Below are 15,014 nucleotides of genomic sequence, written 5' to 3'. Positions count from 1 at the left end.
ACCTAATCCGAATTAGGCTGGCCTAAAAGAACTTTCGGATGGGCGTCGCTGCGACGCCGTCGTCGGTACGGAACTCGGCGGACCGGTCGCGCTACCACAAGAGATTTTTGTCACGGCTCTGAATAGTCTGCCGACATGGTACACTGCCCCGGATGTGACAGTTCGCTCGCCGACGTGGCGGACATCGACTTCGAAGAAGTGGACTCCGCGATGGGTATCGTCAGAGCCTCGAAGCGGTTCTACACCGCTAACTGCGCCGAGTGCGGTCGCACCATCGGGAGCGGCGTCGCGGGTGCGAAATCGAACGGGGGTGCCGCTTGACGATGGTTCACTGTCCCGAGTGCGAGACGACGCTGGAAGAGCAGGGCGACGTGGAGTTTCTGGATATGGACTCCACGACCGGATTTTTCAAAGCCTCGAAGCGGTTCTATCTCGTCGCCTGCGCGGACTGCGGTGCCGCCATCGGAAGCGGCGTCGCTGGCGCGATGTAACTCCTCGGAACGGACTCCGTTCGCGTTCAGAACGACGTGTACTCCCCGACCAACTCGACCAACTCGCGCTTCTCGACCTGGCCCCGAACGCGCTCTTGACAGTCGCCGTCGGCGTACACCTCGAACGCTGGTGTGGCCTCGATGCCGCGCTCCAAGGCCAACTTCTGGTGATGCACGATATTGACTTTCGCCACCGCGGCGAACGTCTCGCGGGCGACGGACTCGACGACCGGGTGGAGGCGCTGGCCCGCCCCGCCGTTGGCGTAGTAGTGGACCAACACGACATCGTGGGCCGTCACGGTCTGGTCGAAGCTCTGGGAGCCATCGACGTACACCGGCGACGCTGGCGCGCCGAGGCCCTGTTTCTGTGCGAGCGCGCGCTTCTTGCGCTCACGGACTGCATCGAGGTCCTCGTCGTCCATGTCGTTCAGGAGTTGTGAGGGGGCCGACTTAGTTTTGCGGTCCGCTTCTCAGCGTCGATAATTCTGGTCGCGGGAACTTCAAACCGCGCTCGCGTCGAGTGCGTCCGCGCCGTCATCGTTCGCACCGTCGTCCACGAGCTGTCGATACGCGCCGACGAGTACCGCGACGCCGAACACCGAGGCGACGCCGGAGAAGGCTCCGGTCAGGAGGGCGTTCACGAGCGGGTCGATGACTCCGACCAGACCCACGATGCCACCGACCAGACCGGCGATGATGGCGACGACGAAGCCGAGTCCGAACAGGCGGAGCCGGTGTCCGGAGGTGAGTTCCCAGCTTCGTTTCATCGACTCCACGACCCCGGCGTCCTCGACGGCGACCACGAGGGAAGTGAACAACAGACTGACACCGAGGAACAGGCCGGGGAAAAACAGGAAGCCGAACCCGATGAGCGTGACTATTGTCACGAGAATGGAGACGACGAACGTCACACCGACTGTCCGGGCGAGCCGCCGGGTGTGGTCGGCGCTCGGAACGGCGTCGGTGTCGGCGTACAGCGCCCGCATGGCGACGATGCCGAGAACGGTGCCAGCGACGAGGAGGACGAGACCGAGGACGGCGCTGACGGCCATCGGAACTCCGAGTGCGAGCGGATACAACTGCGAGGACTGCCCGGTCTCGGGGAGACCGGCCAACGCCTCGGCGAACAGCGACTGGGTGACGACCTGCGTGGCGAGTTGGAAGACGACGTAGGCGGCGATGAGGGTCGCTCCGCCGCGCGTCGAGAGCTTATCGACCGCGTAGCTCAACGAGCGTCCGATACTAAGTTTGGAGGGCATTGGTCCATATTTCTAGTCATATCGTATATACTTTTGTTTTCGGCGCTAACGAACTTCGACTGCGGTCGGTCCGCCGGACTACTCCGTCCCCTCGGCGTCGCGGCCAGTCAGTTCCTCCAGCAGGAAGCGCGCTTGCTCCTTGTCTAGGGGGTCGTTGGCGTTCCCGCAGTGGGGCGACTGCACGCAGGCGGGACACCCGCCCGCGGCGTCGCAGTCACAGGCTTCTATCATCTCGGCGGTCTGGGCCATCAGGTCCGACACCGTCTCGTAGCCCTCTCGGACGAGTCCGACGCCGCCGGGGTAGCCGTCGTAGATGAAGATGGTGCTTCTGCCGGTGGCGGGATGCATCGGCGTCGAGAGACCGCCGATGTCTGCGCGGTCACAGAGCAGTTCCAGCGGGAACAGCGAAATCATCCCGTGTTCGGCGGCGTGAATGCCGCCGTTGAAGTCGCCCTGCTCGCGCATCGCCTGTTCGACCTCGCGGGGCACCGTGAAGTACAGCGCCTTCGTCCGGAGCGAGATTTCGGGCATCTCCAGCGACTCGCGGGCCAGCGTCTCGCCCGAGCGGTCGCGGCGCTCGAAGCCGGTAATCTGCTTGCGCATCGTCACGTCGGCGAACCTGACAGCCACGTCCTCGCGGGTGGCCAGTCGCTTCTCGCGCAGGTCCTCCTCGACGGTAATCTCCTTCTCGTGGAGGACCTTGGTGTGGTAGTCGGCCCACGTCGGACTCAGTTCCGCGACTTCTTTGTCCAGGTCGAGGTCCACCACCTCGTAGGACTGGCCCTGATGGTGGTAGATGGCACCGGGGTGGGCGTCGGTCAGCGCGTCCTCGAAGGGGAGGGTGGCGATGGTGTCGCCGTTGCGCCGGTCCAGCAGGTTCACCTCGCGGTCGTCGATGGAGCGCAGACTCATCTCGTGTTGGGGACTGCCGTCGCCGTCGTAGGTCCAGCGCAGACCGTCGTCGGTGATGCGCTGTTCCAGCAAACCCTCCGCTTCGAGGTCGGCCACGAGGTCCGGAAACTCCTCGCCGAAGTAGTCGGCGTCCTCGGGCGAGAGCCACGTCTCGCGGGCCGCCGACAGCACGTGGTCGGGCAGGAGTTGGTCGTTCGCGGGGTTGACGACTGCGCGCTCGGGCGACCCCGCGAAGAACTCCTCGGGGTTGGCCATCAGGTACTGGTCCAACTGGTCTTCTCCGGCGACGAGGGCGACGAGACTCGGGTCGTCGCCTCGGCCCGCGCGCCCGGCCTGCTGGAACGCCGCCATCCGCGTGCCGGGGTAGCCGTCGAGCAACACCGCGTCGAGACCCCCGATGTCCACGCCGAGTTCGAGCGCGTTGGTACTCCAAACGCCTCGGACCTCGCCGTTCTGAAGCCCTCGCTCGATTTCCTTCCGGCGGTCGTCGCTTAGCGCGGCCTGATACGCCGTCACGTCGGGCGCGAGGTCGCCTCGGTCCCTGTCGCGCAACTCGTCGGCGCTCTCCATCGCCCACTGCTCGGCGGCCTGCCGGGCGCGAGTGAAGGTGAGCGTCTGGTACTCCTTCGAGACGAGGTCGGCGAACAGGCGCTTGGTCTCGGCGTGGTTCGACCGGCGCTGGCCCGACGTTCCTACCTGCGCGGTCTCGTACTCCGGCGGGTTCCACAGCACCCAGTGAGTCGGCCCGGTGTCGCTCACGTCCTCGTCTATCAGTCGGAACGACGATTCGGGGGTCCCGGTCACGCTCGCGGCGTGTTCGACGGGGTTCCCGATGGTCGCCGAACAGCAGACGAACTCGGGGTCGGCGTCGAAGCGGTCGCAGATGCGCCGGAGTCGTCGGAGCAGGAGCGCGACGTGGCTTCCGAAGACGCCGCGGTACTCGTGAACCTCGTCCAGCACGACCGTTTCGAGACCCTTGAAAAACCAGTCCCAAAGGCGGTGGGCGTGGGGCAGAAGCGCGTAGTGGAGCATGTCGGGGTTCGTGAGAACGACGGTCGGCCGCCGGTCCCGAACGTCGCGCTTCTCGGACTTGCTCAGTCGCCCGGTGTACTGCTCGACGGAGACGCGACTGCCGAAGCCCAACTCGCGGGCGAGGTCCGAGAGGGTCTCCTCTTGGTCGTTGATGAGCGCGTTCTGGGGCGCGACGTAGAGGGTGCGCCCGCCGTGGTCCATCGCGCGCTCGAACGCCGGGACGGTGTACGCGAGGCTCTTGCCGCTCGCGGTCGGCGTGGCGACGACGACGTTCTCGCCGCGGCGAACCGCCTCGATGGTCTCGACTTGGTGGCGATAGAGGCGGTCGATGCCCCGCGATTCGAGCGCGCTCTCCAGTCGCCCTTCGAGTTCCACGTCGGCGAAGTCGCCGTCCCGACCGGGGAGGGTCCGGTGGGTCTCGACCTGCCCGGCGTAGTAGGGTCGGTCCTGGAGCCAATCGATGGTCTCGTCCACGAGTCGGCGATAGGGTCGGGGTCCCTAACCCCTTTCGCCGCGGAGCGAAAGTGAACGCTGGCGGTCGGTGCCCCCGGAATCGAGAACCTGTGTTCGTACTCTGGGAAGAATTACTAAGGGTTTGTGAGTCGTCGGGTTTCGCGGGGGAGAACACAATGGGAGACGACGACCGACGACACGGGTCCGGTAGCTACGAACCGGGCGACACCAGCATGCGAGTGGGAATGGAATCGCTCCGCGAGCGCGGACTCGAACCGGAGGAACTGCGCGAACGCCTCATCGACGCCATCGGCGCGGAGTTCAGCACGTACTACTACTACACCAACCTCCGGATGCACCTCGCGGGCCACGAGGACTACAAGGAGATTACCGAGGACGCGCGCCTCGAAGACCGCGCGCACTTCGAGTTGGTCGCGCCTCGCGTCTACGAACTCGGCGGGTCGCTCCCGAACGACATCGGCGACTTCATGAGTCGAGCGTCCTGTCCGCACGCGGAACTGCCGGTGGCGATGGGCGGCGACGCACCGGACGACCTCGAACAACTCGATGCCGAGAGCGTCCTCGAAGTGCTGCTGGAGGCCGAGCGCTGCGCCATCCGGACGTGGAGCGAAATCTGCGACATGACCCAAGGAAAGGACCCGCGGACCTACGACATGGCGAGTCGCATCCTGCAGGAGGAAATCGAACACGAAGCGTGGTTCGTGGAACTCCTCAGCATGGAGCGCGACGGCGAAATCAACCCGGCGGGCCACTTCGTCCGCGGCGAACCCGGCGACGCGCCGTACTCGACCAACCGACGCATCAACGACTCGGCCTGACGACGGCAACGCGAACCGCGACGGTCGGCGAATCGGTCGCTACGCGCTCGGTCGCCGACACGTTCATCCCGATTTATCGACTACCAATCGTCGTGAGTACGTACACCGTCGTCATCGAGATTCCGGCGGACTGCGCCGTCGAGCAGGCCGGAGAGACCGTCGAAATCGAGGTTCCCGAGAGCGAGTACGTCCTCTCGGCCGCACGGAGTGCGGGCGTCTGGCTTCCGGCCGACTGCCAGCAGGGGTGGTGTACCACCTGCGCCGCGAAACTGCTCTCGGGCGAGGTTGACCAGTCTGACGCCCGGCGCTACTACGAGGAAGACGAGGAGGCCGACCTGATTCTCTCCTGCGTCGCCAAGCCCCGGTCGGACCTCCGGATTCGGGCCTGCCAGAACGACGCGATGCTCGACCACCGCGCGGAACACGACAAGCCGCCGGGCCAGTCGAAGCGGTGAGACAGATGTAGCAGTGTTAGAGACATATTTGTGTTTCTCGGCTACGGCGCGGTCCGGTCGGCGCTCGCCGTCGCCCCATCGCCGTTTTGTCGCCAGCAGTGGCCCATCACCGTTTTACCGCCAGCAGTGGCCCCATCGCTGTTTTACCGCCAGCGGTCCTACACTCGTCCATGAGCGACTACCACGCGGCCCTCGTCTACGACGGCGAGTGTCCGTTCTGCTCGGCGGCGGCCACGGCGCTCCGGCGACTCGACGGCGTCGGCGCTATCGCGTGGGGCGACGACCCGGCCCAAGCGTTTCTCGAAGCGCAGTTCGGCGAGACCCCCTTCGCGCTGGTCTTCGCGGATAACCGGGAGGAACGCGTCTACGTCGGCCGCGAGGCGGCGCGCGAACTCTGCGACCGGGCCGGGATGCCCGTCCTCGTGGGGGACATCGTGGGCGACAACTACGAGTCGCTGGCCGACGCGATTCGGCGCGTGACGGGCGTGGAGGGTGAGCCTGAGCCGTATCACGGTACCTATCCGCTTTCGGAGGCAGGGATGGAGGCGTTCGGGGAGTTGGCGGCGAACGCGTGGCACACCGCGAAAGTGGGTCGCTAACGGAGACAGTGTACTCGTCGGAGCGAAGGAGTCGGGTGGGTAACGGAGCGAAGGAACAGGATGAGTCTCGGAGCGAAGCTAGCTTCAGGCTTGAGCCAATCATACCGCACCCGCCCCGCACGGCACCGCCCCGCCCCGCATCAGCCTCACGCCTCCCCAGCCTCCTCGCTCGCTTCGCTCGCTCGTCCACCGGAGGACAAACTGCGTCTTCCGAGCCTGCGCTCACGTCCGCTCGCGCAGACCTCGCGCGGTTGGTTCGACGGCGCACCTGCGCCGTCGCACCAGCACGCGCCGGGCAGAACGTCGAATCGTGCGCGAACTCCGTTATCTGTCCCGCGTCACGACTTCGCCGGGCGTCGTCGTCGCGCGCGAAGAGAGCGTCACGCCCGCGTTCAGACTCGTGTTGATGGCCGTCTTCGCGTCGTCGCCGACGACGACGCCGAACTTCCGGCGGCCCGTCGAAACGCGCTCGCCCTTGACAGTAAGCCGCACGGAGTCGCCGTCGTGGCGGAGGTTGGCGACGTTCGTGCCCGCGCCGAAGTTGACGTTCCGGCCCAGCACGCTGTCGCCGACGTAGCTCAGGTGCGCGACGTGGCTCCCCTTGCCGACGACGCTGTTCTTGATTTCGACGCCGTGGCCAACGTGGGCGTCCTCGCCGACCAGCGTCGCGCCCCGGACGTAGGAATTCGGGCCAACGCTCGCGCCTGAGCGGACGAGCGCGGGACCTTCGATGACGACTCCTGCGTCCACCGTCGCGCCCTCCTCGATGACGACCGGGCCGCGCAGGTCGGCGTCCTCGTGGACCTCGCCGCGCACGTCGCGGGCCAGTTCACCGAGTTTCCACTCGTTGGCCTCCAGCAGTTCCCACGGGCGACCCACGTCGAGCCATCGGTCCATCGCGGCGTAACCCACGTCGTACTCCGCGACGGCGCGGGCCACCACGTCCGTGATTTCGTGTTCGCCGCGCTCGCTCGCTGGCACCTCTAGCCATTCGCGCGCTTCGGCGGGGAAAACGTACGCCCCGGCGTTGGCGAGGTCGGTCGGCGGGTCGGCCGGTTTCTCCACGATGTCGGTGACGGTGCCGTCTTCCGCCGAAAGGACGCCGTAGTTCGAGGGGTCGGCGACGCGGACCGCGCCGACGCTCGGTCCCGAATCGAACAGGTCGGCGACGGCCGCGGGGTCGTAGAGGTTGTCGCCGTTGAGAACCGCGAACTCGCCGTCCAGATGCTCGCGGGCCGCTCGAACCGCGTCGGCGGTCCCGGCCTGTTCGCTTTGGACCGCGTAGGTGACCGTCACGCCGCGGTACTCCTCGCCGAAGTATCCGCGGACCTCCTCGGCCTCGTAGCCGACAACGACGACGAGTTCCTCCGCGCCAGCGTCCACGGCCGCGTCCGCGGCGTGCGCGACCAGCGGCCGGTCGGCGACCGGGAGCATCGGTTTCGGGAGCGACGCCGACAGCGGTCGGATTCTGGTCCCCTCGCCCGCGGCCAGAAGCACTGCTTGCATGCCACCGCATTCGACGGCCAGTAGTTTCAGTCTCCCGGAGTCGTCGGATACTATTCGTCAAACGGTTACATTGAACGGGGGCGAGACTCTTGGTATTGTTCGACAGCCGTGTTTAAAACCCTGTGACCGGTCCTACCAGAGGTTTTTCCCTTCCGGGTATCTTCTTTCGATAGAAACGGACGACTGTCGTCGGAGAGACGTTCCGGACGCCCTCTCGCGGCAAATGGCTTAATATCTGGGGGAACGTAGTCTCGTCCGGCTTATCGAGACTCCGGGAACTCTCCCACAAGGTGTCGGAAACAACGGAACCATGATTGACAACGAATGAACATCGATACATCGGACAAGCGGCAACTCGACCAGTCGTCGAACGTTCTGTTACTGGCACCGCTGACGCCGACGGGGAATCGCGCCTGTCTCGAACTACTCGCTTCGACCGCCCGACCGGACGAGACCAACGTCGCCGCGGTGACGTACACGCCGCCGCCGGAGACGTGGATTTCCGACTGGAAGGCGAACGTCGGCGACCTCCCGGCCGAACTCGCGTTCATCCACGCGAACACGGTCGAGACCGATGACGGGCCGGACGGCACGGAGGTCCCGGAGAACGTCTCGGTCGCGCGAGTGGACCCGAATCAGCCGATGGACATCATCGCGCCACTGAGCGAGCAGTTGACTCGGTGGGAGGACAACGGCAACCAGACGCTCGTGTCGGTCCAGACGCTGACGGTCCTCTTGGAATACGTCGATTTCGACACGGCGTTTCGGTATCTCCACATCCTCACCCACCGGGTGCAGGCGGCCGACGCAATCGGGTTCTACCACATGGACCCGGACATCCACGACGAGGAGACCGTCAACACGCTGAAGACGCTGTTCGACGCCGTGGTCGAGGTGGGCGACGACGGCCGGGAGTGGTCGGTCACCGAGACCTACGGCGACCGGAGCGCGACCAGCGATCACGCCCAAACCCACGACACCGACGTGTCGGTCTCCGACTCCGACGACGGCGTGTTCGGGTCCGTCCTGAGCGCGGTGTCGAACCTGTTCTCGGGGGCTGACGAACCGGAGCGCCCCGAGACTGGACCCGGACCCGACCCCGATATTTCGGCGTCGCCGGGGTCGTCGGCCGGAAGCACGGCCGCCGACTCCGACCACTCCGCGAGCGAGTCGAGCGCCGAGCAGTTCCCCGACGAGGCGATGCTGACCGACGAGGACCGCATCCGCGAACTGCTGACGAGTTACGGCGGCCGGATGAAGCAGGCCGACGTGACCGAAGAGACCGACTGGTCGAAATCGACCGTGAGTCGCAAACTCTCGAAGATGGAAGAGAAAGGTCTCGTTACCCGCGTACAGGTCGGCCGCGGCAACCTCGTCTTCTTGAGCGGCTACGAACCGGAAACCGCGAAATCGCCCTTCGAACAGGAGACGACTGACGGATGAGCGAATCACTACCGAGCGCCAACGACATCGCAACCATGCCCAAGGACGCCACAGTGCTGATAGTCGATGACGAGGAGCCAATAACCGACGCCTACGCTCAGTGGCTCGAAGAGGACTACAACGTTCGAACCGCCTACAGCGGGTCGGAAGCGCTCGACGAACTTGACGAGGGGGTCGATGTGGTCCTTCTGGACCGCCGGATGCCGAACCTCTCGGGCGAGGACGTGCTGGCGCGGATTCACGAACAGGGACTCAACTGTCGGGTTGCGCTCGTCTCGGCGGTCGAACCCGACTTCGACATCCTCGAACTCGGCTTCGACGCCTACCTCGAAAAGCCGGTGTCGAAGGCCGAGGAACTGCTCGAAATCGTCGAGACGCTGCTCACGCGCTCGACCTACGACGCCCAGATGCAGCGGTTCCTCTCGCTGGCCAACAAGAAGGCCGCCTTGGAGACGAAAAAGAGTCCCGAGGAACTGGACGCAAACAAGGAGTACGCCGACCTCACCGCGGAACTGGCCGAACTCCGGGCGCAACTCTCGGACACCGCCGGGACGCTGGACGACGACGACCTGCGCGCGGAGTTCTACGACGGCGACTAGCGGGCGGGTGCCAGCGACTCGCAGGGCGACGCCAGCGACTCACAGAGCGAGTCGGCGTTTTCGTTTAAGTGCTTCTGGCGACAACGGGCAGATACGAGGGAAGTCGGCGACGTTCTACCGGACGCTACACCTGCCAGCGATGCGTCTTCGCCTGCTAGTGATATCTTCTCTTGCCAGCGATGCGTCTTCTCACGTTCCCGAGAGGCGCATGTTTCAACTATCCCCGCCGAGTACGGCCGGGTGATGACCGAGGGGTGGACGGACTCGCTGCCGACGTGGCAGTCGGGACCACACGACGACCGAGACGCCGACCGACCGCTCAGCCAGCGCCCCGGCGACGGGGCGGTCGGCCGGGCGGACCTCCAGCGCGACCAGACGGTGCGCCAGTGGGGACCAGTCACGCCGAGCGCAACCCAAATCGGCCGCGCCGAGTCGCCCGACGCCGACCTCTCCGAGAGCGTTCGTCGCCTCCACGAGGAGCGCCACTCGGCGATGGCGGGCCATAGCTCGCGGATGCACCGCCTCGACAAACTCCGCATCTCCCACGCGCTCTGCAACGATTTGTCGCTGACGACGTGGCAACGCGACCGCGTGGTCGGCATCATGTCTGACCTCGATTTGACCGCGTTCGGAAGCCAGCGCGCGATTCCGAAGGTCGCGCTGGTCGTCATCCGCCACGTCGTGGACCGCGAGCGCGAACACTACCTCGGTCTCCACGACGAGGAGTGGATCGGGCAACTCCCGCCGGACCGACTCGGCGACCTCTACGACCGGTTCCGGTCCATCACCGACGACCCGCAGTTCTCGGACCTCGTGGAGAAGCACGGACTGAACGTGACCAGTCTCAACCGACTCCGGCGCACCCTGAAAGAGCAACTCGCCGACCAGCACCTCGAAGACGCGGTGTACGGTCGCAACCCCCAGCGAGACCCGAACCTGCCGAGCCTCGACGCTCGCCGGACTGACGAGACTGACGAGTGACGAGACCGACGAGGAGCGATAGCTGGCAAGGGTGATAGCTGAAACTGCAAGGGAATCGACGGCAGAGAAAAACCGCAGGAAAACGGCGAACGAATCTTCCTCGTATCTATCCGTTGTCGCCAGAAGCACTTAAACGAAATCGGTCGAGGAACCTATGGCGACGGTTCGCGCGCCGCCTGCGTAAACAGACCTCCGACGTAGACGAGCGTCACCGAGGCGAGCGCCAGCGCGACCGCTTGGGCGATTAGCAGGTCGTACAGCACAGCCAGCGCGATGAGCGCCCAGAGAACGCCGCGCCGGAGGACCAATCCCGACGACGTGACCAGTGTCACGAACGACTCGGCGCGCCGCTTGGACAACGACCGCAGGTGGACTGCCTGCGCGACGACGTACGCCAACGACGCGAGGAAAATGGCCGCCGGTGCGCTCCGGAAGAAGCTTCCGACAGCAAGAATCGCCAGTACGAACGCTCTAAGGCCGACTGTCCGCCACGATATTCGCTCCGTGAAACTCATGGTCGATTTTCTGACTAGTTTCTTACAAGTGTTGCGTATCGAAGCCGCCCGCTGATTTTCCGCCGTCAACCACAAAATCAAGTTCCCCCGGTGAACACACCCGAACACCAGATGATAGAAGTCGAGAACCTGCGGAAGGAGTACGGCGGATTCACCGCCGTCGAGGGCAGTAGCTTCTCGGTTCCCGAAGGCGAGGTGTTCGGCGTCATCGGCCCGAACGGCGCGGGCAAGACCACGACCCTGAAAATGCTCTCGGGACTGGTCGAACCCACCTCGGGGTCGGCCACGGTCGCGGGCTACGACGCCCAAGACCCCGAGATGCGAACGCACCTCGGCTTCCTGCCCGAGGAGTCGCCCCTCTACGAGGACATGTCCGCCGTCTCGTACCTCCGCTTTTTCGCGGACCTCTACGACGTGCCGACCGACGCCGCGAACTCGCGCATCCACGACACGCTTGACCGCCTCGAACTGGACCACCGCGACCGGAAAATCGGCGATATGTCGAAGGGGATGACCCGGAAAGTCGCCATCGCGCGCTCGCTGGTCAACGACCCCGACGTACTCGTCTACGACGAACCCGCGAGCGGACTCGACCCCTTGACGACCAACTACATCATCGAGTTCACCCGCGAACTCGCCGAGTCGGGCAAGACCGTCGTCTTCAGCGCGCACAACCTCTTCCACGTCGAGAGCATCTGCGACCGCGTGGCCGTGATGAACGACGGCCGAATCGTCGCTCGCGGGAGCGTCGAGAACATCCGCGAGGAACACGGCCGGACCGAGTACCGCGTCTACACCACGGTCGAAGTGGCGGGCGCGGTGAAGGAGAACGGCCGGTACCGCCGCACCGTCGAGAGCATGGACGCCGTCGAGGAGACCCGCGAACTCGCCGAGGCGGCGGGCGGCGAGGTCGATGACATTCAGACTCACACCCCGAGTCTCGAAGACATCTTCCTCGACCTCGCGGCCGAGTCCCCGGACGTGGAGGGCCGACCGTGAAGCTACGCAAGACCCTGCGCATCGCGCGCTGGGAAATCTCGAAGAACGCGGGGCAACTCGACCGCCGGACGGTCGCGGTCGGTCTCGTCGTCCTGCTCGCGGTGGGTGCGCTGACCCCGCTGGTCGCCAGCGAGGGCGTCACCCTGAACGACGGCATCTACCGCGTCGGCGTCTCGCAGGACAACCCGTACTACGCCCCCGTGCAGAACGACTCGACGTTCGTCGCGGTCGAACCCAGAGACGAGGGGTCGGACCTGTTCTTCTGCACGGAATCGACGCCGAACTGCGAACCCGGCGATATTCGCGCCGACAACACCGACAAGGGGAGGGCCGCGGTCGCGGAACTCCGGAAGTCGGTCGGCCGGTACAACGACCGCCTGATGGCCGACGAGTCCGACAGCGTCGCGGCGTTCCCCGTCTCCGTTTCGGTCAGTTACGAGCAACAGGACGGCCTACAGGTCGGTGGCTCAGGGTCGTCCGACGAGGCCCGCCGGACCACCCGCGAGGGCGAGAAGCGTCTCGGCGGCGGAAGCGGCGAAAGCGGCGGGGATGGCGACTCCGGCGGGTCGGGAACCGACTCGTCGGACTCCGGGTCGGGCGCGAGCGACGGTCCGGTCGGCGCGCCCTCGGTCGGTAGCGGCGGCGGGTCGCTGTTCGGCGGAAACGCGCAGGGCGACACGCCCTCGGGCATCGCGCCGCCGTTCCCCTTCGAGTCGCTGGTGCTGGCGTTCGCGTTCGTCCTGCCGATGAACTTCGTGATTCAGGCGTACGCCTCCACGATTCTCGACGAGCGAGTCAACGAGCGCGGCGAACTCCTGCTGGTCTCGCCGGTCTCGCGCGGCGACATCATCGCGGGCAAGACCCTGCCGTACTTCGCGGGGATGGTCGCCATCGCCTCGCTGACGGCGGTCGGTATCGCGGTCCTGACCCCCGCCGCGGCGGGCGCGCTCGCGGTCGCTTCGACCGCGGCGAAGTCGGTCTCCGCGGTGGTTCCCATCGCGTTGCTCTTCCTCTCGGCGGCGTTCGTCGGCGGGATGTTCGCGCGGTCGTTCAAGGAACTCACGTTCGTCACGGTGACCCTGTCGGTGTTCCTGACCTCCTACGCGTTCGTCCCCGCGATTTTCACGAACGTCCACCCGGTCGCGGCCATCTCGCCGCTCACGCTCGTCGTGAAGGCTCTGCGCGGGACCGCCTTCACGCTGGGCGAGTACGCCTTCTCGACGGGACCGCTCTACCTCTCGTCGGGCGCGCTGTTCGCGCTCGGCGCGGGCGTCTACCGCGAGGAGGACATGTTCACCCAGCGGTCGGTCCCGCTGAAGTTCCTCGACGCGCTCGACGGCCAGATTTCGGGGCGGCGCTCGATTGCGAAACTGAGCGCGCTCTCGATTCCGTTCGTCTTCGTCGGCGAACTGCTCGCGGTCGCGCTCCTCTTTGCGCTTCCGGTGTCGCTGTCGATGCCGGTCTTGCTCGTCGCCATCGCGGCCGTCGAGGAGTTCGCCAAGAGCATCCACATCTACGCCGGGTTCGCCCACTCGCGGTTCGAGCGGACGCTCCGCTCGGCCGGTATTCTCGGGTTCCTGTCGGGACTGGGCTTCTTCCTCGGCGAGAAGGCGACCGCCGTCGCCCAACTGGTCGGTCTGCCGGACCTCGAACTCGGCCGGGCCGCGTTCGGCACCGTGACGGGGTTGGGCATCGAGACCTCGCCGCTCTTGCTGATCGGTCTGCTATTCGCGCCGCTGGCGCTTCACACCGTCACGACGACGATTACGGCCGCGGGCGCGACGCGGGACCGCAACTGGTACGCCGGGACGCTCGTTACGGCGACGTTGCTTCACGCTGCCTACAACCTAACGGTGGTGAGTTACATTGGGTAAGCGCCTGACGGTCGCCAAGCGCGAACTCGCGTCGCTCCGGAGCGAGAAGACCATCGTGCTGGCCATCCTCATCCAGTTGTTCATCGCCGCGTTCTCGTCGTTCCTCGCGGTGGGGCTGGTCTCGCTGTACGACCCCGGTTCGGTCTCGAACCAGTTCGTCGTGGAGTTCGGCGTCACGGGCGAGGCCCGCGAGGATATCGTTCCCGTCATCGAGGAGCGCGACGGCTGGCGCGCCATCGAGTACGGCGAGGAGGCCGCGGCGCTCCGGGACTTCAACGGGGGTGAGGTTCACGCCGTCCTCGCGGTCTCTCGGACGGACAGCGGCCGGGCGCAGGTCCGGGCGACCGCGCCCGACGGCAACGTCCGGACGACGCTCGTCGTGACCCAAATCAAGGGCGTGCTGGAGGCGTTCGAGCGGAGCGAGCGCGACCGACTCAGTTCCCGCTTGGAGCGCCAACCGGTCGAACTGCCGCCCGACGCCTCCTCCAGCCCCTACTTCGGGTTCACCTACACGGTGTTGCTCCCGCTTCTGACCTTCCTGCCGGTGTTCGTCAGCGGGTCCATCGCGGTGGACGCCATCGCCGAGGAGTACGACCGCGGGACCCTCGAACTCCTCCGGGTGACGCCCCTGACCGGGACCGACATCGTGGACGGGAAGCTACTGGCGATGGGAAGCCTCGCGCCCGTGCAGGCAGGCGCGTGGCTGGCAATCCTGTCGCTTCGCGGGACCGCGATTTCGAACCCCTTCGAGATTCTGTTGCTCGTGACGGGCTTCTCGGTCGGCGTCGTCACGATGGGCGCGACCGCGGCGCTGGCGTTCCGCGAGCGCAAGCAGGCCCAGTTCCTCTTCTCGATGGGCGTGCTGGTCGTGTTTAGCTCGACGTATCTCCTGCCGGAGTCGCCCGCGAACGCGGTGGCGAAACTGGCTATCGGGAGTCCGACACAGACGACCCACCTCTCGGTCGTCGCCTATCTGGTCGTCTCGCTGGTCGCGTTCGTCGGACTTCGGCGCGCGGTCGAAAAGCGGGGTCTCGGCGAGTAGGTCGTCGCGCGTCCG

General features: G+C 66.0%; 16 protein-coding genes. 11 read left to right on the top strand and 5 right to left on the bottom strand.

Translation table 11 applies throughout. The annotated features are described in order from the left end of the window. The first annotated feature begins 135 nt into the window (after positions 1–135). Together EP007_RS13540 and EP007_RS17575 are read left to right on the top strand one after the other, a co-directional pair. The gene (locus EP007_RS13540) at positions 136–321 is read left to right on the top strand and encodes a hypothetical protein (protein ID WP_128478160.1); all 186 of its coding nucleotides are present in this window, start codon (positions 136–138) and stop codon (positions 319–321) included. A 2-nt stretch (positions 322–323) separates the two neighbouring features. Continuing rightward, positions 324–491 carry a hypothetical protein gene (locus EP007_RS17575; protein ID WP_166035594.1) on the top strand — a complete coding sequence of 56 codons (168 nt, stop codon included), beginning with the start codon at positions 324–326 and terminating at the stop codon, positions 489–491. 26 nt (positions 492–517) lie between these two features. Here EP007_RS17575 and EP007_RS13535 read toward each other — a convergent pair whose 3' ends face one another. The 3 genes from EP007_RS13535 to EP007_RS13525 form a co-directional block, all read right to left on the bottom strand. Continuing rightward, positions 518–913 carry a thioredoxin family protein gene (locus EP007_RS13535; RefSeq protein WP_128478159.1) on the bottom strand — a complete coding sequence of 132 codons (396 nt, stop codon included), beginning with the start codon at positions 911–913 and terminating at the stop codon, positions 518–520. 78 nt (positions 914–991) lie between these two features. Then, positions 992–1,750, bottom strand: a complete 759-nt coding sequence (locus tag EP007_RS13530; protein WP_128478158.1) for a hypothetical protein — start codon at positions 1,748–1,750, stop codon at positions 992–994. A 78-nt stretch (positions 1,751–1,828) separates the two neighbouring features. Then, a complete protein-coding gene (locus EP007_RS13525) occupies positions 1,829–4,168 on the bottom strand; it encodes a DEAD/DEAH box helicase (RefSeq protein ID WP_128478157.1) in 2,340 nt (779 codons plus the stop codon). A gap of 155 nt (positions 4,169–4,323) precedes the next feature. Here EP007_RS13525 and dps point away from each other — a divergent pair, with 155 nt between their 5' ends. The 3 genes from dps (at position 4,324) to EP007_RS13510 (ending at position 6,040) form a co-directional block, all read left to right on the top strand. Next, positions 4,324–4,986 carry a DNA protection during starvation protein gene (dps, locus tag EP007_RS13520; RefSeq protein ID WP_128478156.1) on the top strand — a complete coding sequence of 221 codons (663 nt, stop codon included), beginning with the start codon at positions 4,324–4,326 and terminating at the stop codon, positions 4,984–4,986. Positions 4,987–5,078: 92 nt separating this feature from the next. Then, positions 5,079–5,441: a 2Fe-2S iron-sulfur cluster-binding protein gene (locus EP007_RS13515; RefSeq protein ID WP_128478155.1), complete on the top strand. Its 363-nt coding sequence runs from the start codon at positions 5,079–5,081 to the stop codon at positions 5,439–5,441. Positions 5,442–5,611: 170 nt separating this feature from the next. Further along, positions 5,612–6,040, top strand: a complete 429-nt coding sequence (locus EP007_RS13510; RefSeq protein WP_128478154.1) for a DCC1-like thiol-disulfide oxidoreductase family protein — start codon at positions 5,612–5,614, stop codon at positions 6,038–6,040. A gap of 324 nt (positions 6,041–6,364) precedes the next feature. Here EP007_RS13510 and glmU read toward each other — a convergent pair whose 3' ends face one another. Then, positions 6,365–7,546 (bottom strand): bifunctional sugar-1-phosphate nucleotidylyltransferase/acetyltransferase, encoded by a 1,182-nt coding sequence (gene glmU / locus EP007_RS13505; protein WP_128478153.1) that lies wholly within the window; start codon positions 7,544–7,546, stop codon positions 6,365–6,367. A 324-nt stretch (positions 7,547–7,870) separates the two neighbouring features. Between glmU and EP007_RS13500 the strand changes: the two genes are divergently transcribed. From EP007_RS13500 to EP007_RS13490, 3 genes are all read left to right on the top strand, one after another. Beyond that, positions 7,871–8,989, top strand: coding sequence for a helix-turn-helix transcriptional regulator (locus EP007_RS13500; RefSeq protein ID WP_128478152.1), 1,119 nt, complete (start codon positions 7,871–7,873; stop codon positions 8,987–8,989). Then, entirely contained in the window at positions 8,986–9,588 is a 603-nt protein-coding gene (locus tag EP007_RS13495) for a response regulator transcription factor (RefSeq protein WP_243700389.1), read from the top strand. Before EP007_RS13500 ends, EP007_RS13495 begins: the two co-directional genes overlap by 4 nt. Before the next feature lie 243 nt (positions 9,589–9,831). Beyond that, on the top strand, positions 9,832–10,569 hold the full coding sequence (locus tag EP007_RS13490) for a DNA-directed RNA polymerase subunit epsilon (RefSeq protein WP_128478151.1): 738 nt from the start codon (positions 9,832–9,834) through the stop codon (positions 10,567–10,569). Positions 10,570–10,721: 152 nt separating this feature from the next. On the opposite strand, the gene EP007_RS13485 is transcribed toward EP007_RS13490, so the two are convergent. Further along, positions 10,722–11,084 (bottom strand): hypothetical protein, encoded by a 363-nt coding sequence (locus EP007_RS13485; RefSeq protein ID WP_128478150.1) that lies wholly within the window; start codon positions 11,082–11,084, stop codon positions 10,722–10,724. Positions 11,085–11,195: 111 nt separating this feature from the next. Here EP007_RS13485 and EP007_RS13480 point away from each other — a divergent pair, with 111 nt between their 5' ends. The 3 genes from EP007_RS13480 to EP007_RS13470 are packed head-to-tail and all read left to right on the top strand — an operon-like array spanning position 11,196 to position 14,999. Then, the gene (locus tag EP007_RS13480) at positions 11,196–12,083 is read left to right on the top strand and encodes an ABC transporter ATP-binding protein (protein ID WP_128478603.1); all 888 of its coding nucleotides are present in this window, start codon (positions 11,196–11,198) and stop codon (positions 12,081–12,083) included. Then, positions 12,080–13,957 (top strand): ABC transporter permease subunit, encoded by a 1,878-nt coding sequence (locus EP007_RS13475; protein ID WP_128478149.1) that lies wholly within the window; start codon positions 12,080–12,082, stop codon positions 13,955–13,957. The genes EP007_RS13480 and EP007_RS13475 overlap by 4 nt, the downstream gene beginning before the upstream one ends. Further along, a complete protein-coding gene (locus EP007_RS13470; RefSeq protein WP_128478148.1) occupies positions 13,950–14,999 on the top strand; it encodes an ABC transporter permease in 1,050 nt (349 codons plus the stop codon). Before EP007_RS13475 ends, EP007_RS13470 begins: the two co-directional genes overlap by 8 nt. The last annotated feature ends 15 nt before the right edge of the window (positions 15,000–15,014 follow it).

The organism is Halorussus pelagicus (assembly GCF_004087835.1).
In the GTDB taxonomy this organism is placed as follows: domain Archaea; phylum Halobacteriota; class Halobacteria; order Halobacteriales; family Haladaptataceae; genus Halorussus; species Halorussus pelagicus.
The sequence above is the reverse complement of the archived record's forward strand: the minus strand, read 5'-3'. Positions and strand labels throughout refer to the sequence as shown.

Excerpts from the sequence above, each read along its gene's own strand:
- EP007_RS13540 (WP_128478160.1), top strand. The coding sequence starts at position 136 with ATGGTACACTGCCCCGGATGTGACAGTTCGCTCGCCGACGTGGCGGAC.
- EP007_RS17575 (WP_166035594.1), top strand. The coding sequence starts at position 324 with ATGGTTCACTGTCCCGAGTGCGAGACGACGCTGGAAGAGCAGGGCGAC.
- EP007_RS13535 (WP_128478159.1), bottom strand. The coding sequence starts at position 913 with ATGGACGACGAGGACCTCGATGCAGTCCGTGAGCGCAAGAAGCGCGCG.
- EP007_RS13530 (WP_128478158.1), bottom strand. The coding sequence starts at position 1,750 with ATGCCCTCCAAACTTAGTATCGGACGCTCGTTGAGCTACGCGGTCGAT.
- dps (WP_128478156.1), top strand. The coding sequence starts at position 4,324 with ATGGGAGACGACGACCGACGACACGGGTCCGGTAGCTACGAACCGGGC.
- EP007_RS13510 (WP_128478154.1), top strand. The coding sequence starts at position 5,612 with ATGAGCGACTACCACGCGGCCCTCGTCTACGACGGCGAGTGTCCGTTC.
- glmU (WP_128478153.1), bottom strand. The coding sequence starts at position 7,546 with ATGCAAGCAGTGCTTCTGGCCGCGGGCGAGGGGACCAGAATCCGACCG.
- EP007_RS13500 (WP_128478152.1), top strand. The coding sequence starts at position 7,871 with ATGAACATCGATACATCGGACAAGCGGCAACTCGACCAGTCGTCGAAC.
- EP007_RS13495 (WP_243700389.1), top strand. The coding sequence starts at position 8,986 with ATGAGCGAATCACTACCGAGCGCCAACGACATCGCAACCATGCCCAAG.
- EP007_RS13490 (WP_128478151.1), top strand. The coding sequence starts at position 9,832 with ATGACCGAGGGGTGGACGGACTCGCTGCCGACGTGGCAGTCGGGACCA.
- EP007_RS13485 (WP_128478150.1), bottom strand. The coding sequence starts at position 11,084 with ATGAGTTTCACGGAGCGAATATCGTGGCGGACAGTCGGCCTTAGAGCG.
- EP007_RS13480 (WP_128478603.1), top strand. The coding sequence starts at position 11,196 with ATGATAGAAGTCGAGAACCTGCGGAAGGAGTACGGCGGATTCACCGCC.